Origin of the sequence: Phycicoccus sp. Soil748, assembly GCF_001428025.1 — a bacterium.
In the GTDB taxonomy this organism is placed as follows: Bacteria; Actinomycetota; Actinomycetes; order Actinomycetales; family Dermatophilaceae; genus Pedococcus.
In genome coordinates this window covers 208,979-231,657 of record NZ_LMSC01000009.1, presented here as the reverse complement: position 1 = coordinate 231,657, position 22,679 = coordinate 208,979, and the positions used below count along the sequence as shown (strand labels likewise).

General features: G+C 72.7%; 19 protein-coding genes and 2 pseudogenes. 15 read left to right on the top strand and 6 right to left on the bottom strand.

The features are described from left to right. Entirely contained in the window at positions 1–1,023 is a 1,023-nt protein-coding gene (locus ASG70_RS15085; protein WP_082590854.1) for an ABC transporter ATP-binding protein, read from the bottom strand. A 152-nt stretch (positions 1,024–1,175) separates the two neighbouring features. Between ASG70_RS15085 and ASG70_RS15080 the strand changes: the two genes are divergently transcribed. Further along, positions 1,176–1,520 (top strand): hypothetical protein, encoded by a 345-nt coding sequence (locus ASG70_RS15080; protein WP_056884666.1) that lies wholly within the window; start codon positions 1,176–1,178, stop codon positions 1,518–1,520. A gap of 66 nt (positions 1,521–1,586) precedes the next feature. On the opposite strand, the gene ASG70_RS15075 is transcribed toward ASG70_RS15080, so the two are convergent. Next, entirely contained in the window at positions 1,587–2,003 is a 417-nt protein-coding gene (locus ASG70_RS15075; protein WP_056884665.1) for a RidA family protein, read from the bottom strand. 309 nt (positions 2,004–2,312) lie between these two features. Here ASG70_RS15075 and ASG70_RS20120 point away from each other — a divergent pair. The 9 genes and pseudogenes from ASG70_RS20120 to dapF all read left to right on the top strand — a co-directional run. Then, positions 2,313–2,640 (top strand): annotated as a pseudogene (locus tag ASG70_RS20120) (ATPase domain-containing protein); the annotation flags it as partial. 1 nt (position 2,641) lies between these two features. Then, positions 2,642–3,254, top strand: a pseudogene (locus ASG70_RS20115) (DNA recombination/repair protein RecA); the annotation flags it as partial. Positions 3,255–3,264: 10 nt separating this feature from the next. After that, entirely contained in the window at positions 3,265–3,915 is a 651-nt protein-coding gene (locus ASG70_RS15065; protein ID WP_082590852.1) for a regulatory protein RecX, read from the top strand. Between the two features lie 247 nt (positions 3,916–4,162). Then, entirely contained in the window at positions 4,163–4,894 is a 732-nt protein-coding gene (locus tag ASG70_RS15060) for a LamG domain-containing protein (protein WP_162253920.1), read from the top strand. A gap of 102 nt (positions 4,895–4,996) precedes the next feature. Continuing rightward, a complete protein-coding gene (locus ASG70_RS15055) occupies positions 4,997–5,758 on the top strand; it encodes a YoaK family protein (protein WP_082590850.1) in 762 nt (253 codons plus the stop codon). Positions 5,759–5,840: 82 nt separating this feature from the next. After that, positions 5,841–7,361, top strand: a complete 1,521-nt coding sequence (gene miaB, locus ASG70_RS15050) for a tRNA (N6-isopentenyl adenosine(37)-C2)-methylthiotransferase MiaB (RefSeq protein ID WP_056884662.1) — start codon at positions 5,841–5,843, stop codon at positions 7,359–7,361. A gap of 98 nt (positions 7,362–7,459) precedes the next feature. Further along, positions 7,460–8,056, top strand: a complete 597-nt coding sequence (gene def / locus ASG70_RS15045; protein ID WP_056884661.1) for a peptide deformylase — start codon at positions 7,460–7,462, stop codon at positions 8,054–8,056. 10 nt (positions 8,057–8,066) lie between these two features. Continuing rightward, positions 8,067–8,996, top strand: a complete 930-nt coding sequence (gene miaA, locus ASG70_RS15040) for a tRNA (adenosine(37)-N6)-dimethylallyltransferase MiaA (protein WP_056884660.1) — start codon at positions 8,067–8,069, stop codon at positions 8,994–8,996. Further along, entirely contained in the window at positions 8,989–9,852 is an 864-nt protein-coding gene (gene dapF, locus ASG70_RS15035) for a diaminopimelate epimerase (RefSeq protein ID WP_056884834.1), read from the top strand. Before miaA ends, dapF begins: the two co-directional genes overlap by 8 nt. 2 nt (positions 9,853–9,854) lie before the next feature. On the opposite strand, the gene ASG70_RS15030 is transcribed toward dapF, so the two are convergent. Further along, on the bottom strand, positions 9,855–10,472 hold the full coding sequence (locus ASG70_RS15030; protein WP_056884659.1) for a class I SAM-dependent methyltransferase: 618 nt from the start codon (positions 10,470–10,472) through the stop codon (positions 9,855–9,857). 83 nt (positions 10,473–10,555) lie between these two features. On the opposite strand from ASG70_RS15030, the gene hflX reads away from it, so the two are divergent. From hflX to ASG70_RS15015, 3 genes are read left to right on the top strand one after another with little or no spacing between them, the layout of a single operon-like run. Beyond that, a complete protein-coding gene (hflX, locus tag ASG70_RS15025; protein WP_056884658.1) occupies positions 10,556–12,025 on the top strand; it encodes a GTPase HflX in 1,470 nt (489 codons plus the stop codon). Between the two features lie 10 nt (positions 12,026–12,035). Then, positions 12,036–12,515, top strand: coding sequence for a GNAT family N-acetyltransferase (locus tag ASG70_RS15020; protein ID WP_056884657.1), 480 nt, complete (start codon positions 12,036–12,038; stop codon positions 12,513–12,515). 9 nt (positions 12,516–12,524) lie between these two features. Further along, a complete protein-coding gene (locus ASG70_RS15015; protein WP_056884656.1) occupies positions 12,525–13,367 on the top strand; it encodes an NAD(P)H-binding protein in 843 nt (280 codons plus the stop codon). A gap of 36 nt (positions 13,368–13,403) precedes the next feature. On the opposite strand, the gene ASG70_RS15010 is transcribed toward ASG70_RS15015, so the two are convergent. The 3 genes from ASG70_RS15010 to ASG70_RS15000 form a co-directional block, all read right to left on the bottom strand. Beyond that, on the bottom strand, positions 13,404–14,153 hold the full coding sequence (locus tag ASG70_RS15010) for a class I SAM-dependent methyltransferase (protein ID WP_369818926.1): 750 nt from the start codon (positions 14,151–14,153) through the stop codon (positions 13,404–13,406). Between the two features lie 75 nt (positions 14,154–14,228). Next, positions 14,229–16,856: an RNA helicase gene (locus tag ASG70_RS15005; RefSeq protein WP_056884655.1), complete on the bottom strand. Its 2,628-nt coding sequence runs from the start codon at positions 16,854–16,856 to the stop codon at positions 14,229–14,231. Positions 16,857–16,895: 39 nt separating this feature from the next. Further along, positions 16,896–19,808, bottom strand: coding sequence for a helix-turn-helix transcriptional regulator (locus ASG70_RS15000; RefSeq protein WP_056884654.1), 2,913 nt, complete (start codon positions 19,806–19,808; stop codon positions 16,896–16,898). Between the two features lie 159 nt (positions 19,809–19,967). On the opposite strand from ASG70_RS15000, the gene ASG70_RS19405 reads away from it, so the two are divergent. Beyond that, a complete protein-coding gene (locus ASG70_RS19405; protein ID WP_056884653.1) occupies positions 19,968–20,207 on the top strand; it encodes a hypothetical protein in 240 nt (79 codons plus the stop codon). Positions 20,208–20,366: 159 nt separating this feature from the next. Beyond that, positions 20,367–22,646, top strand: a complete 2,280-nt coding sequence (locus ASG70_RS14990) for an ATP-dependent DNA helicase (RefSeq protein WP_056884833.1) — start codon at positions 20,367–20,369, stop codon at positions 22,644–22,646. The last annotated feature ends 33 nt before the right edge of the window (positions 22,647–22,679 follow it).

Sequence of the window (22,679 nt, the reverse complement as noted above, 5' to 3'; positions counted from 1 at the left end):
TCACTCCCGCAGGGCCGTGCCGGTGAGGTGCAGGAAGACCGCCTCGAGGTCCGGCTCGACCACCTCGACCGAGCGCACCGACGCCCCCGCGCTGCTCGCGGCCGCCAGCACGGTGGGAAGCCGCAGGCGGCCGTCCCTGGCGAGCAGCTCGACCGTGGAGTCGGAGACGTCGACGCTGTCGATGCCCTCCATCGAGCGGCAGGCGGCGGCGAACGACCCCAGGGACCCGCTGGCGGACAACAGGATCCGGTCCCGCTCGCCGACCCGCGCGACCAGCTCGCGCCGGGTGCCCTCGGCGACCAGGCGGCCGCGGTCGATGATGCCGACGCGGTCGCAGAGGCGCTCGGCCTCCTCCATGTAGTGCGTCGTGTACAGCACCGCCAGACCGCTCGAGCCGAGGGCCCGGATGCTCTCCATGATGGCGTGGCGGCTCTGCGGGTCGACCCCGACGGTCGGCTCGTCGAGCACGAGCAGCTCGGGCCGGTGCAGCAGGCTGGCGCCGATGTTGAGCCGGCGCCGCATACCCCCGCTGTAGGCGTCGACCCGGTCGTCCGCACGGTCGGTGAGGTCGACCAGCTCGAGGACCTCGTCGACACGGGCGCGCAGCGCCGAGCCCGAGAGGCGGTAGAGCCGGCCGAAGAACGCGAGGTTCTCGCGCGCGGTCAGGTCGGGGTAGAGCGAGACCTCCTGCGGCACGTAGCCGATGCGCGCCTTGGCCCGGGTCGCGCCGGCCGTCACGTCGATCCCGGCCACCTCGATGGACCCGTCGTCGGGGCTGAGCAGGCCGCACACGAGCCGGATCGTCGTGGTCTTGCCGGCCCCGTTGGGGCCGAGCAGCCCGTAGGCCTCGCCAGGGGCGATGTGGAACGACACGTCGTCGACGGCCACCCGGTCACCGAAGCGGCGCGTGAGGTGGCTGGCGACCAGGACGTCCTCGTACGCGTCGCCGCCGCCGCGTGCGGGCTCCCGGGCACGGGCGGCTGCCGAGGCCGGCGCGGCACCGGTGGACGGTGCAGGTGTCATGGCGTCCCCTCTCCGATGGCCCTCCGCGCCCACGCTGCGCCGCCCGGTCGCCCAGGGGCAGGGTCCGAGGTCCCTGTTCGGGTCGCTGTGGCCGCGCCGACGATGGACGCGAGGCCCATCGGAGGGCGATGGACCGGACGAGGAGCAGGACGATGGCCGCAACCACGAACGACATGACCCTGCCGGAGCGCATCGAGGCGCTGGAGGTGCAGATCCTCGCGCTGCGGACCGAGCTCGCCCGCACCCGGCTGGAGCAGTGGACCGGGCGGCTGGAGCACCTGGAGGTGCAGTACCGCCTCGGCCGGATGGAGACCGACGAGCGGATCGGCTCCCTGCTGACCGACCTCCGGCACCGGATCGCCAAGGCGCGCGCTCGTGCCGAGTCGCGCGGCGAGGCGGCGGGCGAGGCCGTCGACACGCTGGCGACCGGGGTCGAGGTGGTCTTCGCCGACCTGCGCGAGGCGATGGCGCAGGCCCGGGGCGTCGTCACCCGCTAGTCGGGACACGGGGTGGCCGGGCTGCCCGGACGGTGCCTCACGCCGCTCGTGGTGTGGTGGCTGCGCTCAGCCCGGCTGCCCGTGGGGGACGGCGGCCATCGCCTCGACCTCGACGAGCTGGTCGGGCCAACCGAGCACGGTGACCCCCAGCAGGGTGCTAGGGGCCCGGTGCGGGCCCATCCGCGCCTGCACGACCTCCCAGGCGGCGACGAGGTCCTGGCGCCGGGAGCTCGCGACGTAGACCGTGCTCTTGAGGACGTCGCCCAGCCCCGCGCCCGCCGCGCGCAGTGCGGACTCGAGGTGGTCCATGACCACCTTCGCCTGGGCGGCGACGTCACCCGGGGCGACGACCCGTCCCTGCGCGTCGAGCGGGCACGCGCCGGCCGTGAGGACCAGCCGGGTACCCGGTGGCTGCGTCGCCGCGTAGGCGTAGGGGACGCCCGGGTAGAGCCCTGGCACGTCGACGAGCTGGGGTCCGGACATGGCGCCATGGTGGCACGCGCACGGGTTGCGACACGCGCCCGCGTGTCGCGCGCCGGGTCTGCTGCTTCGAACACGTGTTCGGTATGCTCGTCCACAGGTGGCACCACCTGCGGCACCACCGTCCACAGGCTGTTCCTCGGCCCGGGACGGCTGTCGGTGGCGGCACCTAGCGTCTGACCCGACAGCAACTGACAGCGACAGGGTCGAAGGCAGGCGCGCCCGACTCGACAGTGGAAAGAAGGAAACGTGGCCAGGATGCCCGGTGGCAACACTGCAGGTGACCAGAAGGCGAAGTCGCTCGACTCCGTCATGGGACAGATCGAGAAGAACTTCGGCAAGGGCGCGGTCATGCGCCTCGGCGACGACGTGCGTCCCCCCATCGACGTGATTCCCACGGGATCCATCTCCCTCGACGTGGCCCTGGGTATCGGTGGCCTTCCGCGTGGTCGGGTCGTGGAGATCTACGGACCGGAGTCCTCCGGCAAGACCACCGTCGCGCTCCACGCGGTCGCCAGCGCCCAGCGGGCCGGCGGCATCGCGGCGTTCATCGACGCCGAGCACGCCCTCGACCCCGAGTACGCCAAGAAGCTCGGTGTCGACACCGACGCGCTCCTCGTGAGCCAGCCCGACACGGGGGNCTCCGTGGCGGCCCTCGTGCCCCGCGCCGAGATCGAGGGCGAGATGGGTGACAGCCACGTCGGCCTCCAGGCCCGGCTCATGTCCCAGGCCCTGCGCAAGCTCACGGGTGCGCTCAACACCTCGGGCACGACCGCGATCTTCATCAACCAGCTCCGCGAGAAGATCGGCGTCATGTTCGGCTCGCCCGAGACGACGACCGGTGGCAAGGCGCTGAAGTTCTACGCCTCGGTGCGCCTCGACGTCCGCCGCATCGAGACCCTCAAGGACGGCACCGAGCCCGTCGGCAACCGCACCCGCGTCAAGGTCGTCAAGAACAAGGTGGCCCCGCCGTTCAAGCAGGCGGAGTTCGACATCCTCTACGGCCAGGGCATCTCCCGAGAGGGTGGCCTCATCGACATGGGCGTCGAGCACGGCTTCGTGCGCAAGGCCGGCGCCTGGTACACCTACGAGGGCGACCAGCTCGGCCAGGGCAAGGAGAACGCCCGCCAGTTCCTCAAGGACAACCCCGACCTCGGCAACGAGATCGAGAAGAAGGTCAAGGAGAAGCTCGGCATCGGGCCGCAGGTCGACAAGCCGGCCGACGCGGTCCCCGAGGTCCCGGTCGAGTTCTGAGCCATCCCGCATGACTGATCGACACGCTGCGGCGAGGGCGGCCTTCGAGGCTGCCCTCGCCGCGACGTCGTCCGAGGCCGTGGCAGGACACCGGCCCACCGTTGCCCCACGGCGTCCGGAGGCGTGGCAACCCATCCCCGGCGACCCCGAGAGCGACCTGCAGTCGCGGGACGCCGAGCCGGACGCCCACGACGTCGCCCGGCAGATCGTGCTTCGACAGCTCGCGATGGCACCCAGGAGCCGCCAGCAGCTGCGCGACAAGCTCAAGCAGCGTGAGTGCCCCGACGACGTCGCCGAGGCCGTGCTCGACCGCATGACCGAGGTCGGCCTCATCGACGACGAGGCGTTCGCTGGGATGCTGGTGCGGTCGCAGCAGGCCGGGCGTGGGCTGGCCAAGCGAGCGCTGGCCCGCGAGCTGCGCACCAAGGGGGTCGACGACGAGACGGCCCGTGCCACCCTCGACGCCATCGACCCGCACGCCGAGCGCGACCAGGCCGAGCGACTCGTCGCCAAGAAGCTGCGGTCGATGCACGGGCTCGACGTCCTCGTCCAGAAGCGACGGCTGGCAGGGATGCTGGCTCGCAAGGGCTACCCCGCCGACCTGTCGATGTCCGTGATCCGAGAGGCTCTCGCGGAGGCTGCAGAGCACCGGCGGGACTGACCTCCGTTCCCCGGCCGAACCCGGCCCCATCCCTGCTGCAGCGTGGGCAGGCACAGCTGCGCTGGCCGGCCGGCCTCCCTCGACGGGATGGGCTGCTCCGTCCGCTCTTCGGCGCAGCGCGGGTACGCCGCAGTGGTGAAGTCAACCCGCTGCCCGCCTTCCTAGGGTTGACCTGCAGGGTGCCGCAACCCTTGCGAGGGAAAGACAACTGGGTGTCCGCACCACACAGTCGATGAGGGGGATTGCGATGCGCACGTCAGTGAGGCAGCTGGCGGCTGCCACGGTTGTCGGTCTGGCGGCCCTGGTGCCGGCGGTGGTGCTCGCGGCGCCACACGCCCAGGCCGCGACGGGTCCGTCGGGTCTGTGGAACTTCACTGTCGCGGCCGGCAGCGCCACGGTCGCGGACCTCGACGGCAACCCGCAGAACATCTCGCTCAAGGGCAGCTGGAGCCGCGGCACCGGCTACGTGAGCTTCAACGCGGCCCCCGCCTACGGCCAGGCGAACGGGTCGACCTTCAGCCCGGGCGACCTCGAGTTCGCCTTCGGGGCAGTCCTGCGTACGAACAGCCTGGTGGCAAAGTCCAACCCCAACGTCATCCAGGGCGGCATGGGCAACGATCCCGCCCAGTTCAAGATCGCGCTGCAACCGGTCAACGGCGGCACGGCGATCTGCGTCCTCAAGGGCACCAAGGGCTACATGGTCGCCAAGTCCACCCGCACCTCACTGGCCAACGGGGCCTCGCACGAGGTCGTCTGCAGCCGGCAGTCCGGCTCGATCAGCATCGCGGTCGACGGGTACGTCAACACCTACGCGCTGTCACCGGGGACCATCCGGCTGACGTCCGGCCGTCCCCTGTACGTGGGGGGCAAGGGCTCGACGACCACGTGGACCGACCAGTTCCGGGGCCAGCTCGACTGTGCCGGCGTGGTCTCCGGTGCTGGCGCCAGAGCCGCGCTGATGGCCAAGATGCCCTGCTGACGTCGGCTGCAGACCGGATCGGCACGGGGCGTGGCGCCCCTGCAACCAGCGACCTACTGACCTCTGCTCACCCCGGAGGACTGCGCCGGTAGCCTCGCACTCGTGCAACCGCAGCCGTCCGCGCCGCGCTTGACCGCGCTCTCGGCGCGCCTGGTCACGGTGGCCGGCGCCACGCGCACACCTCGGCGCAACCGTTACCTGGCCGACCTGCTCGCCTTCATCGCAGGGATGCTGAACTCCGTGGGGTTCGTGGCCGTCTCCGTCTACACCTCCCACATGACGGGCCTGACCGCATCCGTCGCCGACCACCTCGTGCTCGGGTCGATGCGCCTGGTCGGCACCGGGGTGGAGGCCATCACCTGCTTCGTCCTCGGAGCGATGACCTGCGCGATGCTGTTCAACTGGGGCCGTCGGCGCCACCACGAGGCCCGGTTCGCCAACGTCCTGGTGCTCGAGGCCCTGCTGATCCTCGCCTTCGGAGGGCTGGCCGACCAGCTCACCTGGCGACACCGCGACCTCGTGTTCGTCGCGGTGCTGTGCTTCACCATGGGTCTGCAGAACGCCATCATCACCAAGATCTCCGCCGCGCAGATCCGCACCACGCACGTCACCGGCATGATCACGGACATCGGCATCGAGCTGGGCAAGGCGGCGTACCGCAGCCGGACGGTCGGCCTGCCGCCGGTGCGCGCAGACCTCGGCAAGCTCGGCATGCTGGCCGGGTTGGTCGGTCTGTTCTTCGTCGGCGGAGTGGCCGGCGCCGTCGGCTACCTCGCCCTCGGCTTCACCGTGCTGGTCGCGCCCGCCCTCGTGCTCCTCGTGGTCGCCGCCCCGCCGCTCGTCGCCGACCTCCGGACGCGCTGACGGCGCGCCTCCGGGGCTGCATGCGGGGCCACGCGCCCGCGCGGCATACCAGCCGTGCGCAGCACGTACCCTTGTCGATGCGATGACCACACAGATGACCCCGAAGACCTACGACGTGCGCACCCACGGGTGCCAGATGAACGTGCACGACTCCGAGCGGCTCGCCGGCCTGCTCGAGACGGCCGGCTACGTCGACGTCAACAGCGTCCCCGCGACGGCTCGGCCCGACACCGCCGACGTCGTCGTCTTCAACACCTGCGCCGTGCGTGAGAACGCCGACAACAAGCTCTACGGCAACCTCGGGCAGCTGCGACCGGCGAAGACCGCGAACCCCGACATGCAGATCGCCGTCGGTGGCTGCATGGCCCAGAAGGACCGCGACACCATCGTCGCGCGGGCGCCCTGGGTCGACGTGGTCTTCGGCACCCACAACATCGGCAGCCTCCCGGCGCTTCTCGACCGTGCCCGCCACAACCGCGAGGCCCAGGTCGAGATCCTCGAGAGCCTCGAGGTGTTCCCCAGCACCCTGCCCACCCGACGCGACTCCGCCTATGCCGGCTGGGTCTCGATCTCGGTGGGCTGCAACAACACCTGCACGTTCTGCATCGTGCCGAGCCTGCGCGGCAAGGAGGCCGACCGGCGTCCCGGCGACGTCCTGGCCGAGGTGCAGGCGCTCGTCGAGCAGGGCGTCGTCGAGGTCACCCTGCTGGGCCAGAACGTCAACACCTACGGCGTCGAGTTCGGCGACCGGCTCGCGTTCGGCAAGCTGCTGCGTGCCTGCGGAGAGATCGAGGGCCTCGAGCGGGTGCGCTTCACCAGCCCGCACCCGGCGGCCTTCACCGACGACGTCATCACCGCGATGGCCGAGACGCCCAACGTCATGCCGTCGCTGCACATGCCGCTGCAGTCCGGCTCCGACCGGGTCCTGAAGGAGATGCGCCGGTCCTACCGCAGCGCCAAGTTCCTCGGGATCCTCGACAAGGTCCGCGAGCAGATCCCGGACGCCGCGATCACCACCGACATCATCGTGGGGTTCCCGGGCGAGACCGACGCCGACTTCGAGGAGACGTTGAGGGTGGTCCGCGAAGCCCGCTTCTCCAGCGCCTTCACGTTCCAGTACTCCATCCGCCCCGGGACCCCCGCGGCGACCATGCCCGACCAGCTGCCCAAGGCCGTCGTCCAGGAGCGCTACGAGCGCCTCATCGCAGTGCAGGAGGAGGTCTCCTGGGCCGAGAACCGTGCCCTCGAGGGCCGCGAGGTCGAGGTCCTCGTCGCCACCGGTGAGGGTCGCAAGGACACCGAGACCCACCGGCTCTCGGGCCGGGCGCAGGACAACCGGCTCGTGCACTTCGCCGTGCCCGAGGGCGCAGAGCGGCCCCGGCCCGGCGACATGGTCACCGTCGGCGTCACCTACGGCGCCCCGCACCACCTCGTCGCGGATGCGGCCCTCGCGGGCGGTGTCTACGCCGTACGGCGCACGGCCGGTGGCGACGCGTGGGCCGCCGCGCAGGACTCGCCCGTGCCGGGCAAGCCCGCTGTCTCCCTCGGCATGCCGGGGCTGGGTCGTCCCGCCCAACAGGCCGCCGCCCCCGCCTGTCGCTAGCCACCCTCCGTCAGTCACCCCGACCGGACAACAGGCGTCGCCACACCTCGCGTCCGATAGCGTCCCGACCCACCTCGTCGATCTGGAAGACTCCCCGCATGACCATCCGCCCCATCGTGATCACGGGCGACCCGGTGCTGCACCGCCGCGCCGAGCCCGTGCAGGCGTTCGACGCCGAGCTGGCCGAGCTGATCGCCGACATGTTCGAGACCATGGACGCCGCCAACGGCGTGGGGCTGGCCGCCCCGCAGGTCGGCGTCGGCCTGCGCATCTTCACGTGGCAGATGGACAACGACGACGACGTGCCGGCCCTTGGCGTCATCGTCAACCCCTACGTCACGGCCTCGAAGCCGGCGCAGGAGGACCCCGACCCGCACGAGGAGGTCGAGGGGTGCCTGTCCGTGCCGGGGGAGAGCTTCCCGCTGAAGCGCGGTGAGCGGGCCAGCGTCACCGGGTACGACGCCGACGGCCGGGAGATCTCGTTCGAGGCCACCGGGTGGTTCGCCCGCTGCATGCAGCACGAGTACGACCACCTCAACGGCTTCCTCTACGTCGACCGGCTCAACGACAAGTGGGGCAAGAAGGCCCGCAAGGCCGTGAAGAAGGCCGGCTGGGGCGGCCCCGGCCAGAGCTGGATGCCGGGCGTCGACCCCGACCCGTTCGGTCACGACAGCCCGGACGAGCACGACCTGTGAGCGACTCCCGGTGCCTGCACCGGTGATCGTCGCCGTCGTCGGGCCCACCGCGACGGGCAAGTCCGACCTCGCGCTCGACCTGGCCGAGGTGCTGGGCGGCGAGGTCGTCAACGCCGACGCCAGCCAGCTCTACCGCGGCATGGACATCGGCACGGCCAAGCTGGCGCCGCACGAGCGGCGCGGCACACCCCACCACCAGCTCGATGTGCTGGACGTCACCGACGAGGCGTCGGTGGCTGCCTACCAGGTGGCCTCACGCGCCGACATCGACTCCATCTGCCGGCGCGGGGCGCGGCCCGTGCTGGTCGGCGGGTCAGGCCTGTACGTCCGGGCGGCCCTCGATGTCCTGGACATCCCCCCGACCGACCCGGCGGTCCGGGCCCGGCTCGAGGCGGAGGCCGACGAGCTCGGGACCGGGGCGATGGCGGAGCGCCTGCGCGCCCTGGACCCCGTCGCGATGGAGCAGATCCAGCCCAACAACGTCCGGCGTATCGTGCGTGCGCTCGAGGTGGTCGAGCTCACCGGGCGGCCGTTCTCGGCGACCATGCCCCGGCGGGAGTTCGTCCGCCCGACCGTGGTGCTCGGGCTGCGGGTCGGCCGCCCCGAGCTGGACGCGCGGATCGGAGCGCGGGTCGAGCACATGTGGCGGGCCGGCCTGCTCGACGAGGTGAGGGGCCTCGACGAGCTGGGGCTGCGCCGGGGTCGCACCGCCTCCCGCGCCCTCGGCTACGCCCAGGCCCTCGCCCAGCTCGACGGGACGCTCGACCAGGAGCAGGCGAAGGAGCAGACGGCCACCCTGACCCGCCGGTTCGCCCGCCGGCAGGAGTCGTGGTTCAACGCCGACCCGCGGATCCACTGGCTCGACGCGTCGGCCGACGCGCGGGACGGGCTGCTGGCGCGGGCCCTGGCCGTCGTCAGGGACAATGGCGCCCATGGCTGACCAGACCCCCTTCACCAAGGGCCACGGCACCGAGAACGACTTCGTGCTGGTGCCCGACCTCGAGGGGTCTCGGCCGCTCTCCAGCGAGCAGGCCGCCCGGCTCGCCGACCGCCACGCCGGCATCGGCGGTGACGGCGTCATCCGCGTCGTACCGACCGCCCTGGCGACAGAGGCGCTGGTGCTGCAGCAGGCCTCCGGAGCCCGGTGGTTCATGGACTACCGCAACGCCGACGGCAGCGTCGCCGAGATGTGCGGCAACGGCACCCGGGTCTTCGCGGCCTACCTGCGTCGCGAGGGTCTCGAGACCGCCGACGAGTTCGCCATCGCCACCCGCGCCGGCACGAAGCTCGTGCGGTTCGAGGGGCCGGACCTCATCGCGGTCAACCTCGGTCCGTGGCGGCTGACCCAACCGCACATCGCCGACGCGGAGGGCTTCGACGCCCTCGTCCACGTCGCGGGCCACGACCCGTTCTCGGCCCTGAGCGTCGACCTCGGCAACCCGCACACCGTCGTCGCGCTCCCCGAGACGGTGGACCTCGACGACCTCGACCTCTACCACCACCCCGTCGTCAACCCCGAGCCCGAGCACGGGACCAACATCGAGTTCGTGCGCCCGATCGGGCCCGGCCACGTGCGGATGCGCGTCCGCGAGCGCGGCGTCGGCGAGACCCGCTCCTGCGGCACGGGCGCGGCGGCCGCGGCGATCGCGACCCGGTTCTGGGCCGGTGACATCGGCGACTCCTGGACCGTGGACGTGCTCGGGGGACGGCTGCGCGTGCGCATGCTGCCCGACCAGGAGGTCGAGCTCGCCGGTCCAGCGGCCCTGGTGGCCGACGGCACAACCACCCTCGCCTGAGCTCAGGCCGTGCGGCGGACCTCGAGGACCCGGAAGCCCTTGTCAGAGGCGAAGCGGGACACGGCATACGCGTCTGCGGGGAGCTGGTCGGTGAGCCAGTGCTGCAAGGAGTCGGAGCCCAGGTTCTTCTGGACGACGAGGTAGGCGGCACCGCCGACCACGAGCCGGGGAAGCCAGGTGAGCAGCATGTCGTGCAGCACGGCCTTCCCGACCCGGATGGGCGGGTTGGACCAGATGGCCTCGAACGACAGTGCGTCGGGCACGTCCTCGGGGCGGCAGGCCTGCACCGACTCCAGGCCGAGCGAGGACGCCGTGGTGCGGAGCAGGTCCAGGGACCGCTCGTTGACGTCGACACCCCACACCTGTGCCCCTGGCGAGCGAAGCGCCAGCGTGAGGGTGATCGGACCCCAGCCGCAGCCGAGGTCGAGCAGGGCGCCGGTCGTCGGGGGAGCAGGAGCCACGCGCAGCAGGACGGCGGTGCCCTTGTCCACGCCCTCGGGGCTGAAGATGCCGGAGGCCGTCTGCACGGTGACCTCGCGCCCGGCGAGCTCCACCGTCATCGAGCGTCGCTGGGCAGCGCTGGCCGGTGCGGCGGTGAAGTAGTGGTCGTCGGCGCTCATCGGGGCCAACGGTAGAGCGCGTGGCGTGTCAGGACATAAAGCGGTCGCCCAGGTGGTTGCAGCAATGAGACCCTGAGGGAGATATGACACCACGCTCTGACATCTTCGACTTCCGCGCCGCCGCCCTCGCCGAGGAGACCGCCACCCCGAGGACCGGTGGCGACCTCGGCCCCCAGGACGGCCAAGGCTTCGACGGCGACCAGTACGACCGCGAGGAACGCGCCGCCCTGCGTCGCGTCGCCGGGCTGTCCACCGAGCTCGAGGACGTCACCGAGGTCGAGTACCGCCAGCTGCGCCTCGAGCGCGTCGTGCTCGCCGCGGTGTGGACCGAGGGCACGGCCGAGGACGCCGACAACTCCCTGCGCGAGCTCGCCGCGCTCGCCGAGACGGCCGGCTCGACCGTCCTCGCCGGGCTGGTCCAGCGACGCGACCGTCCGGACACCGGCACCTACCTCGGGTCCGGCAAGGCCCAGGAGCTGCGTGACGTCGTCATCGCCGAGGGTGCCGACACCGTCATCTGCGACACCGAGCTGACCCCGTCGCAGCGCCGCGCGCTGGAGGACGTCGTCAAGGTCAAGGTCATCGACCGCACCGCCCTGATCCTCGACATCTTCGCCCAGCACGCGAAGTCCAAGGAGGGCAAGGCGCAGGTCGAGCTGGCCCAGCTGCAGTACCTCCTCCCCCGCCTGCGCGGCTGGGGCGAGTCGATGTCCCGGCAGGCGGGTGGCCAGGCCGCCGGCGGCCAGGGCATGGGCTCGCGTGGTCCCGGTGAGACGAAGATCGAGCTCGACCGCCGCCGGATCAACACGCGGATGGCCAAGCTGCGCCGCGAGATCAAGGAGATGAAGACCAGCCGCGACACGCGCCGCCTGAGCCGCAAGGCGCACGAGGTGCCCAGTGTCGCGATCGCGGGCTACACCAACGCCGGCAAGTCCTCGCTCCTCAACCGCCTCACCGGCGCCGGGGTGCTGGTGGAGAACCAGCTCTTCGCCACCCTCGACCCGACGGTGCGCCGGGCCGAGACCGAGGACGGGCGGCTCTACACCCTCGCCGACACGGTGGGGTTCGTCCGGCAGCTGCCGACGCAGCTCGTCGAGGCGTTCCGCTCGACGCTCGAGGAGGTGGCCGACGCCGATCTGCTGCTGCACGTCGTCGACGGTTCGCACCCCGACCCGGAGGGCCAGATCAGCGCCGTCCGGGCCGTGCTGGCCGATGTCGACGCCGCTGACGTCAAGGAGGTCGTGGTCGTCAACAAGGCCGACGCGGCCGACCCCGAGGTGCTCGACCGGCTCCGTCGCCACGAGAAGCACTGCATCGTGGTGTCGGCGCGCACCGGCGCCGGGCTCGCCGAGCTGCGCGCGCTCATCGCCGACGAGCTGCCCCGTCCGGACATCGACGTCGAGGTGCTGCTGCCCTACGACCGCGGCGACCTCGTCAGCCGCCTGCACGAGGAGGCCGAGGTGCTCTCGAGCGAGCACACCGAGCGGGGCACGCACGTGAAGGCCCGGGTGCACCCCGAGCTCGCCTCCGAGCTCGCCGACTTCGCCGCCTGACGACACCCCGATGGAGGTCCGCTCCGGGGGCCTGGACACCCCGCAGGTCGCGGCACTGCTGGCTGCCCACGTGGCCGACATGCGCCGCTACTCTCCACCCGACAGCGTGCACACCCTCGACCTCGACCGCCTGCGCACCCCGGACCTCAGCTTCTGGAGCGTCTGGGAGGGCGAAGAGGGGCTCGGGTGCGGGGCACTGCGCGAGCTCGACCGCCGGCACGGCGAGCTGAAGTCGATGCGCACCGCCGCCGAGCACCGCGGACGCGGCGTGGGCGCTCTGGTGCTGGAGCACCTCGTGGCGCAGGCCGTCGCTCGCGGCTACTCGAGGCTGAGCCTCGAGACCGGTTCGCCTGCGGAGTTCGCCCCTGCCCGGCGCCTCTACGCGCGGCGGGGCTTCGTCGAGTGCGGGCCGTTCGGGCCGTATGCCGCCGACGAGTTCAGCGTGTTCATGACCCTCGCCCTGCCTGCGGGCGACGCCCCGCGCGGGTAGCGTCGCCCCATGACTGACGTCGTGGGCATCACCGGAGTGACCGGCGCGGTGGGTGGTGCCGTGGCGAGCCGGCTCGCCGACCTCGGCGACCAGCTGGTGCTGCTGGCCCGACGCCCGGAGGCTGCACCCAAGGTCCCCGGCGCAGCCGTGCGCCGCGCCGAGTACGCCGACACCGCCGTGGTGCGTGCGGCGCTCGCCGGCATCGACACGCTCCTCATGGTGTCGGCGGCCGAGGACGTCGACCGTCGCAGTCAGCACCTCGCCTTCGTCGACGCGGCAGCCGCCGCCGGGGTGCGGCACGTCGTCTACACGTCGTTCCAGGGCGCGGCCGCCGACTGCACCTTCACCCTGGGGCGCGACCACTTTGCCACCGAGAAGGCGATCCGGGCCTCGGGGATGGCCTTCACCTTCCTGCGCGACAGCTTCTACGCCGACTTCCTGCCGCTCATGGTGACCGACGGCGCGATCCGCGGACCGGCCGGTGACGGCAGGGTCGCCGCGGTCGCCCGCGACGACGTCGCCGCGGTCGCCGCCGTCGTGCTCGCCGACTCTGCGGCGCACGCCGGCGCGACCTACGACCTGACCGGGCCCGAGGCGCTCACCCTCGCAGAGGCCGCCGCCACCATCACCGAGGTGACCGGGACGCCCACCCGCTACGTCGCGGAGACGGTGCCCGAGGCGTATGCGTCACGGGCGTCGTACGGCGCCCCCGACTGGCAGGTCGACGCCTGGGTGTCGACCTACACCGCGATCGCCGCCGGTGAGGTCGAGCACGTCAGCGACGCCGTCGAGCGGCTGACGGGCCACCCGGCGACGAGCCTGCGCGAGCTGCTCGAGCGCTCGAGCCGGTAGGGGGCTGCTCGCTGCCCCTGTCGGCTCGGTCGGGGCTCAGGTCAGGTCGCAGTGAGCCGGTAGACCGACACGTGGGAGCGGGAGTCCGCCCGCCGTGAACGCGGACCGGTCCCAGTCGGCATACCTCGCCTCGAGCTCGAACCCCGCGAGGCGTCCCATGAGGTCGAGCTCGGCCGGCCAGATGTAGCGGTGCGGGCTGATGCCGTGGGTGGCCTCGCGCCCGCGTCCGTAGCGGAAGTGGTGCGAGACCACCCGCTGGTGCAGCACGTCGTAGTCGTCGAGGCCGACGTAGCCGGGCTCGCTGGCGAACACCGTCGCGGGGGAGCCGGGCGGGAGCTGGCGCAGCTGGGGCACCCACAGCTCGATGACGAACGCGCCGCCGGGGGAGAGGTGCCGCGCCGCGTTGCGGAAGCACTCGACCTGCTCGTCCTGGGTGAGCAGGTTCGAGACGGTGTTGAACACGAGGTACACCAGGGAGAACTCGCCGGGCGCCCGCGTCGTGGCCATGTCACCGACGACGACGGGTATGGCGTCGGCGCCCACCTTCTCGCGCAGCCTCGCCACCATGGGCTCGGACAGCTCGATGCCCGTGACAGGAACGCCCCGCTCGGCGAGGGGTATGGCGACGCGGCCGGTGCCGATCGCGAGCTCCAGGGCCGCGCCGGTGCCCGCCAGGTCCGCGAGCTGGTCGACGGTGGGCCCCAGGACGTCGTCGGCGAACATGCCCTCGCCGGGGGTGTCGTAGAGGGAGGCGGTCGTCTCGTCCCAGATCTCATCAGGGTGCACGACCTCGACACTGGCCGCCGAGCACCGTTGCTGTCCGCCGGGTTTCGGCTGCCCGGGGTCAGAGTCGACCCGGGGTCAGAGCCGGCGCAAGGCCGTCGTGAGGACGACGGGCTCGCCGGCCTCGTCGGAGGCGTCGAGGTCGACGGTCGCCTCGATGACCCAGTCGTGGTCGCCCTCGGGGTCCTCCAGGGTCTGACGGGCCAGCCACAGCCGGTGCTCACCCTCGGGCTCGTTCTCGCCGGGCGCGGGGCCCGTGGCGGGGGAGAGGTGCAGCAGGCGCGGGCCGCGGGCCGCACCGTCGGTGCCGATCGTGTCGTGCTCGGCGTAGTAGGCGCCGAGTGCCGCGTCCCAGGCCGACTCGTCCATGAGGGGGTGGCGCGGGGGCTCGGGCAGCGCCGCGGCAGCCTCCTCGAGGGCGGCGAGCTCCTCGAAGCGGTCGCGCGAGGCGAGCTCGACCCGGCGGAACATGGCGTTCCTGACCATGACGCGAAAAGCCTTCTCGTTGAACGTGATCGGGCGGCCAGCGCGGGTGCCGCCATGCGCAGCCAGCCGCTCGAGCTCGTCGAGCCGCGCGTTGGCATCGGGATCGGTCAGGGCCTCCCACTCATCGAGGAGTGAGCTGTCGGTCTGGCGGACGGTCTCGCCGAGCCACTCGTGCAGGTCCTCGAACGCCTCGCTGCGGTGCGCCTCCGGGACGGTGTGGCGCAGCGTGCGGTAGGCGTCGGTGAGGTAGCGCAGGACCAGGCCCTCGCTGCGGGCGAGCTGGTAGTACGCGACGAACTCGGTGAACGTCATCGCCCGCTCGTACATGTCGCGCACGACCGACTTCGGCGACAGGGCCGACTCCGACACCCACGGGTGGCTCTGCCGGAAGATCTCGAACGTCGCGTCGAGCAGCTCGGCGAGCGGCTTGGGCCACGAGACGTCCTCGAGCAGCTGCATGCGCTCCTCGTACTCGACGCCGTCGGCCTTCATCTCGGCGACCGCCTCGCCGCGCGCCTTGTACTGCTGCTGCAGCAGGACCTGGCGGGGGTCGTCGAGGATCGCCTCGATGACCGAGACCACGTCGAGGGCGTAGGTCGGCGCCTCCGGATCCAGGACGTCGAGCGCGGCCAGGGCCAGGGGTGCGAGGGGCTGGTTGAGCGCGAAGTCGCTGGCGAGCTCCTCGCGGACGGCGATCGTGCGTCCGCCGGGGCCGGGCGGGTCGACGCGGTGCAGCACACCGGTGTCGAGCAGGCTCCGGCCCAGGGTGATGGCCCGCCGCGCGAGTCGCGCCTGGTTGCGCGGTGACTCGTGGTTGTCGCGCAGCAGACGGCTCAGCGCCGCGACCGGGTCGCCCGGGCGCTGGACGACGTTGAGGATCATCGAGTGGTCGACACGCATGCGCGACACGAGGGGCTCTGGCTCTGCGTGCACGAGCTTGTCGTAGGTCTGCTCGGTCCAGGAGACCTCGCCGTCGGCAGGTTTGCGGCGCTGGACCTTGCGGCGCTTCTTGGGGTCGTCGCCGGCTTTCGCGAGCGCCTTCTCGTTCTCGATCACGTGTTCCGGCGCCTGGACGACGACCGAGCCGCTGGTGTCGAACCCCGCGCGGCCGGCCCGGCCCGCGATCTGGTGGAACTCGCGCGCCTTGAGCACCCGTTGCCGCGACCCGTCGAACTTCACCAGTCCGGTGAAGAGCACCGTGCGGATCGGCACGTTGATGCCGACGCCCAGGGTGTCGGTGCCGCAGATGACCTTGAGCAGGCCGTCCTGGGCGAGCTGCTCGACCAGCCGCCGGTAGCGGGGGAGCATCCCGGCGTGGTGGACCCCGATGCCGGACCGCACGAGCCGGGACAGCGTCTTCCCGAACCCCGCGGTGAACCGGAACCCGCCGATGCGCTCCGCGATGGCCTCGCGGTCGGCCTTGATGACTGACTTCAGGCCGACCAGCGCCTGGGCCTGCTCGAGCGCGGCGGCCTGGGTGAAGTGGACGATGTAGACCGGCGCCTGGTGGGTCGACAGCAGCTCCTCGATCGTCTCGGGCAGCGGGGTCATGGCCCAGGAGAAGCTGAGGGGCACCGGCCGCTCCGTACCCGTCACCAACGCCGTCGACCGGCCGTTGCGGCGGGTGAGGTCCTGGGCGAGCTCGCTCATGTCACCGAGGGTCGCCGACATGAGCAGGAACTGTGCCTGCGGCAGCTCGAGCAGCGGCACCTGCCAGGCCCAGCCGCGGTCGTGCTCGGCGTAGAAGTGGAACTCGTCCATCACGACCAGGCCCACGTCGGCCCGGTCGCCCTCGCGCAGGGCGATGTTGGCCAGCACCTCCGCGGTGCAGCAGATGATCGGGGCGTCGGGGTTGACCGAGGCGTCACCGGTGAGCATGCCGACCTCGCCGGCGCCGAACACCTCGCAGAGGGCGAAGAACTTCTCGCTCACCAGGGCCTTGATCGGCGCGGTGTAGAAGCTGACGCGGTCGTCGGCCAGCGCCGCGAAGTGCGCGCCCGTTGCCACCAGCGACTTGCCCGACCCGGTCGGGGTGGAGAGGACGACGTTCTCGCCGGCGAGCAGGGACAGCAGTGCCTCGTCCTGGTGCGGGTACAGCGGCGTCCCCTGAGCCCTGGCCCAGTCGGTGAACGCGTCGTACGCGGCGTCGGGGTCCTTCTCGACGTGGTCGAGCAGCTCAGGCAGGGACGGGGAGGTGGCGGCTGCCTGGTCGGTGCTCATCGCCGACAGTCTCGCAGGCAGCCGCGCTGAGCGGTCGGGTCAGGGCCGGGTGGCGGGGACCGTGGCGGCTCCGGCTCCGGCTCCTCGACGCGCCGCCCAGCGGGCGAGGTCCACGCGGTTCGCCGTGCCGGTCTTGGCGAGCAGGTGGCTGACGTGCGTGCTCACCGTCTTCTCGCTCACCACCAGCGTCCGGGCGATCTCCCCGTAGGTCCGCCCCGCCACGACGTGCGCCAGCACCTCCTCCTCCCGGGCGGTCAGGTGCGCACCCGCGTGCGGTCGTCCGTCCACGGCCGCGGTCACCAAGGGCTCGGCCAGGGGTACGCGGGCCGACCTGGCGAGCGAGGCCACCTGCTCGAGGATGGGGACCGCCTGCAGGTCGAGCGCGAGCTGCTGGGCCCGGCGCAGGGCCTCGACGGCCTCGCCCCGACGGGTGGGACCCGCGTCGAAGAGCGCCTCGGCCAGCCGCCACCGCGCGTAGCACTCGTCCCACGGCAGCACGTCCCGGAGCAGGTCCGCCGTCACCTCCCACGCGTGGACCCGGTCGGGCGCGAGCCGCGCGCGGGCCCGTTCCGCGGCGTACAGCGCGTCGAGCCCCTCGAGCTGTCGGTAGTAGGCCTCGTCGCCACCGGCGTCCTGGATGGTGTGGGGGAAGCGCTGCTCCAGCGCGTCCACCTCGCGCACCAGCGGTCCAGGGTCGGCGCGGGCGTCGTGTTGCTCCTGGGCCAGGTCGGCCAGCGCACGGACGGCCAGGGGCAGCAGCCACTCCGCCATGGTGGGGGAGACGCCGGGCGTGGTCGCCCCTACCAGCGCGGCGTCGACGCACCCTCGCAGGTCGCCTCCGGCGAGCCGCACCCTGGCCCGCACGGCGTCGAACTCGAAGGGGAGGAAGGTGGAGGTCTCGGCGAACAGCTCGTCGGCCCGGGCGAGGTGGCCCTGCGCCTCGTGCACCCGTCCCTGCAGCGCGGCGAGCTCTGCTGCCTGCAGGCGGGCGCCGACGTCGACGAGCGCTCCAGGGGTGCGACCGAGGGCGGAGCGCAGCAGCGCCTGACAGGCCCTCCAGCTCCCGCGCTGCAGCTCTCCCTGGGCCTCGCCGACCGCCAACCACGCCAGGTACGGGTGGGGGAGCCCGAGGTCCTCGCCCTGGGACCGGCGTGCGGCCACGCTGGCGCCCCAGCGCGGGTCGGCCGGGCCGCCCATGGCGTTGGCCTCCCACATGGTCGCGTGGCCGAAGGCGAAGCCGTCGCCGGCGAGGGCGGCGCACGCCACACCCTCCGACCCCCACGCCCGTCCCCTCGCCATGTCCTCGGTGATGACGGCGTGCATGGCGTTCGCCGTGAGGGCGTAGGACAGCGCGCGCGGGTGGCCGCAGGCCCTCGCCCGGGCAAGGGACTCGACCGCCATCCCCGGCGCCGCGGGGTCCTCGGCCCACAGTGCCGCGTGGGCCGCCTCGGCCAGCGCGAACGCGTGCTGCCAGGAGTCGGGTGCGGTGCCGGAGAGCTCGACCGCCCGCGCCAGCTCCTCGCGGTCGAAGAAGCCGCGACCGGTCATGAAGCGCAGGTGCTGGCGCCGGACCACCAGCTCTGCCGCCACGCGGGCCTCGGGGGCAGCATGGTCGAGGAGGGCCTCGGTGGCCTCCAGCTCGCCGTCGAGGTCCCCAGCGCGGAGGGACGCGTCCCGAAGCCTCTCCCACAGGGCGCAGGCCTCGGTCTCGGGTCGACCCAGCTCCGCCAAGGCCTCGACGGCGCGGTGCAGCAGACGCACCACGTCGCCCCACGAGCCGTCGTGCTCGGCGGCGTCGGCAGCCCGCACGGCCCAGGCGTACGTGCCGTCCTCGTCACCGGCCCGGTGGAGGTGGTCGGTCATGAGGATGGCGGTCGCCAGGTCGGCAGCCTCCGTGTGGTGCCTGTCGCAGAGGGCCTCGGCGAACGCGGCGTGCAGCCTGGTGCGTTCGGGCGCAGCCAGTCCCGCCTCCAGCGCCTCCGCCTGCAGCGGGTGGTGGAACCAGTAGCCGTCGGAGTCGTGCACGTCGAGGATGCCCGCCTCCACGCACTCGCGCAGCAAGGGCCCGGCCTCCTCGACGCCGGCCAGCCGGGAAGCCGTGGCGAGCGTCGGCCCCCTCGCCACGGTGCCGCCGACTGCCAGCACCCGGGTGAGCTCTCGAGCGGCCGGTGACAGCTGGAGCCAGGCCCTGAGCACGGCGGAGGTCAGGTCCTCGGGCAACGCCCTGCCGGACAGGCTGGTCGCCGTCGGCGAGAGCCCGGCCACGAGCAGCTGGTTGAGGTAGGCGTTGCCTCCCGTGCGGTCGTGCACCTGCCGGACCAGGGCGTCGTGCGGCTCGTCCCCGAGCAGCGTCGAGAGCTGTTGCCTGGTCTCCTCCAGGGCGAGCGGGCCGAGGTCCTGCCGCACGAACCCCGGCAGTCGCCGCACGTCCGCGAGCCACCGGGTCATGGGGTGCTCCGGGCCGACCTCGCCCCTGCGCACCGTGGCGAGGATGGCCAGCCGCCGGTTCGCGAGCCCCGAGACGAGCCACATCAGGACGTCCAGCGTCCCCTGGTCGGCCCACTGCAGGTCGTCGACGACCAGCGCGACCGCCCCCTGCCGGCACCGTGCCTCGAGCCACCGGTCGAGCCCCTCGGCCGCGTCCTCGCCGGACAAGCCCTGGGAAGCCGTGTCTGCGCCGCCCTCGGCCCAGCCCGCGAGCGCCGACCGCAGGGGCAGCAGCGGGATGCTGAGCGTGGACAGCGGCAGGCAGGCTCCCGCGAGCACGAGGACGTCGTCGGCCGTCGCGCAGGCACGGTGAACGAGCCTGGTCTTGCCGACCCCTGCCTCCCCGGACACGAGTACCGCGCGACCGTGGCCCGCGCGCGCGGACGCGAGTGCCGAGTCGAGCACCTCCAGCTCCTCGACACGACCCACGAAGGCGTCGTCGGCGACGCCCTGCGGCAGCGTCACGTCCTCAGTGTGTCCTCTCGACGCGGCCCGGGGGAAGCGACTTTCAGGGGGTTCCGGGCCGCACCTCAGGGGGTGTGCCCGATGTGGCTCAGGTGGCTGTCGCCGGACCGTGGAGGAGTCAGCACAACACCTCCGCACCCACCACTCCAGGAGCACACCGTGAACACCAGCCAGCACCGTCGAACCGCCTTCGTCCTCTCGGCCACCGCGCCCGTCCTCGCCCTCCTGCTCGCCGTCGGGACCCTCCCGGCCGCGGCCCGGCAGGAGGCCGGGCCCTCCAACCCCCAGCCGGCATCGACCCCCTTCTGCGCCATCGAGCGCGTGGGCAGTCAGTACGTCGCGTGCGACAACCTGACGGGGAACGGGGTCCCGGCACCCGCCTGGGTGGACGAGAGGTGACCTGACCCGGGACCCACGACCGTGACCCCGGCGCCGCGCGCGCCGGGGTCACGGCCGTGCGAGGGCCTGGGGACGCCGCCGTGCGAAGCCCGCGAGCCGTCGTGCGCAGGGTTGGGGACGCCGGTGCCTGGGCCTGCCGCCACGGCATACCCTGTGCGCGTGGCTTCCCTCGACGAACTCCTGCACGCGGCCGTCCAGGGAGTCGGGGGCGTCGAGCGGCCCGGCCAGGTCGAGATGGCGCACGCGGTCGCGGACGCGATCGAGAAGGACGAGCACCTGCTCGTGCAGGCCGGCACCGGCACCGGCAAGTCCCTCGCCTACCTGATCCCGGCGGTCATGCACGCCCAGGCGGTCGGCAAGCCGGCGGTCGTCGCAACGGCGACCCTGGCCCTGCAGGCGCAGATCGTGGACCGCGACATGCCGCGACTGGCGGAGGCCATCACGCCGGTCCTCGGGCGCCGCCCGACCTACGGGCTGGTCAAGGGGCGGCGCAACTACCTGTGCGCGCACAAGCTCGAGGGAGGCTTCCCCGACGAGGACGAGGGGCTGTTCGGCGTCGGCGAGGTCGACAAGGCGGCCTCCCGGCTCGGGCAGGAGGTCGTCCGACTCCGGGAGTGGGCCGACACCACCGAGTCCGGCGACCGCGACGAGCTCGTCCCCGGCGTCAGCGAACGCGCCTGGCGCCAGGTCTCGGTCAGCGCCCACGAGTGCATGGGCAGCAAGTGCCCCGCGCTGGCCGACTGCTTCGTCGAGCGGTCCCGGGAGGCGGCCAAGGACTGCGACGTCATCGTCACCAACCACTCCTTCATGGCGATCGACTCCTTCGAGGGCCGCCAGATGCTCCCCGAGCACGACCTCCTCGTCGTCGACGAGGGCCACGAGCTCGTCGACCGCGTCACCTCCACCATCACCGACGAGCTGACCGCCTCGATGGTGAGTGCCGCGGCGAAGCGTGCCGGCCGGCTCGCCGACTCCGCCGAGGCCGTCGAGGACGCCGCGGTGTTCCTGCAGGGCGTCCTCGACGAGCTGCCCGAGGGCAAGCTCGGCGGGATCCCCGACTCGCTCGCACTGGCGCTGGCGCGCGTGCGCGACACGAGCCGGCAGGTGCAGTCCGAGCTCAAGCCCGAGAAGGGCGTCGAGCCCGACGGGAGCCGCAAGGTCGCCCAGGCGGCGGTCGACGAGATCTTCGAGAACTCCTCACGCATCCTCGAGCAGCGCGACCTCGACGTCGTCTGGGTCAACCGCGACCCACGACGTGGGTCGGTCCTGCGCGTGGCACCGATGAGCGTGGCGATGCTGTTGCGCGACAAGGTGTTCGGTGACCGCACGGTCGTCATGACCTCGGCGACGCTCGAGCTCGGCGGCACGTTCGACGCCGTGGCCGGCACCATGGGGCTGCGGGGCGACGGGGCGCCGGAGTGGCGCGGCCTCGACGTCGGCAGCCCGTTCGACTACCCCCAGCAGGCCATCGCCTACGTCGCCCAGCACCTGCCGGCACCGGGTCGCGACGGCATCAGCGAGCAGACCCTCGACGAGATCGAGGCCCTCGTCCGGGCGTCCGGCGGCCGGGCGCTCGGGCTCTTCTCCTCGATGCGGGCGGCACGCGACGCCACCGAGGCGATGCGCGAGCGCTTCGACGGCGAGATCGGGTTCCTGTGCCAGGGCGAGGACCAGATCACCACGCTGGTGCGGCAGTTCGCCCGCGACCCGAAGACCTGCCTGTTCGGCACGCTCACCCTCTGGCAGGGCGTCGACGTCCCCGGGTCGTCGTGCCAGCTGGTCATCATCGACCGCATCCCGTTCCCGCGCCCCGACGACCCGTTGGCGTCGGCGCGCTCGCAGGCGATCGCCCGGATGGGCGGCAACGGCTTCATGGCGGTCACCGCCACCCACGCCGCGCTGCGGCTCGCCCAGGGCGCCGGCCGCCTCATCCGCCGGGCCGACGACCGGGGCGTCGTCGCCTTCCTCGACTCCCGCATGATCACCGCGCGGTATGCCGGGTTCCTGCAGCGCTCGCTGCCCCCGTTCTGGCCCACCACCGACCGTGACCGGGTGCTGGCCGCCCTCAAGCGGCTCGACGAGACGGCACCGCCGCCGCTGGCCGTCCACGAGCCCGCCCTGCGCGGCGCCACCGGTGCGGTCGTGGGAACGTCGATGGGGCGCACGGGGGAGGACGCCGCCGAGCACCCGCGCCCCGCTGCGCCCGACCCGCGCCCGGTGGCTGCCGACCCGCCGCCCGGCGACTCGTCGCGCACGGCCGTCACCCAGGGACATGCCTGGACACCGGAGTCCGACGAGGAGCTGCGCGACGGGGTCGAGCTCGGGCTGACCCTGGCCGAGCTGGCCGAGAGCCTCGAGCTGCCCCAGGACGTCGTGGCGGCCCGGCTCGCCGGGCTGGGCCTCGAGGCCGACGGCGCCACCGCGATGCAGCTCGACTGACCGGGACGAGCGGTCCCGGGCACCCAGGCGTGC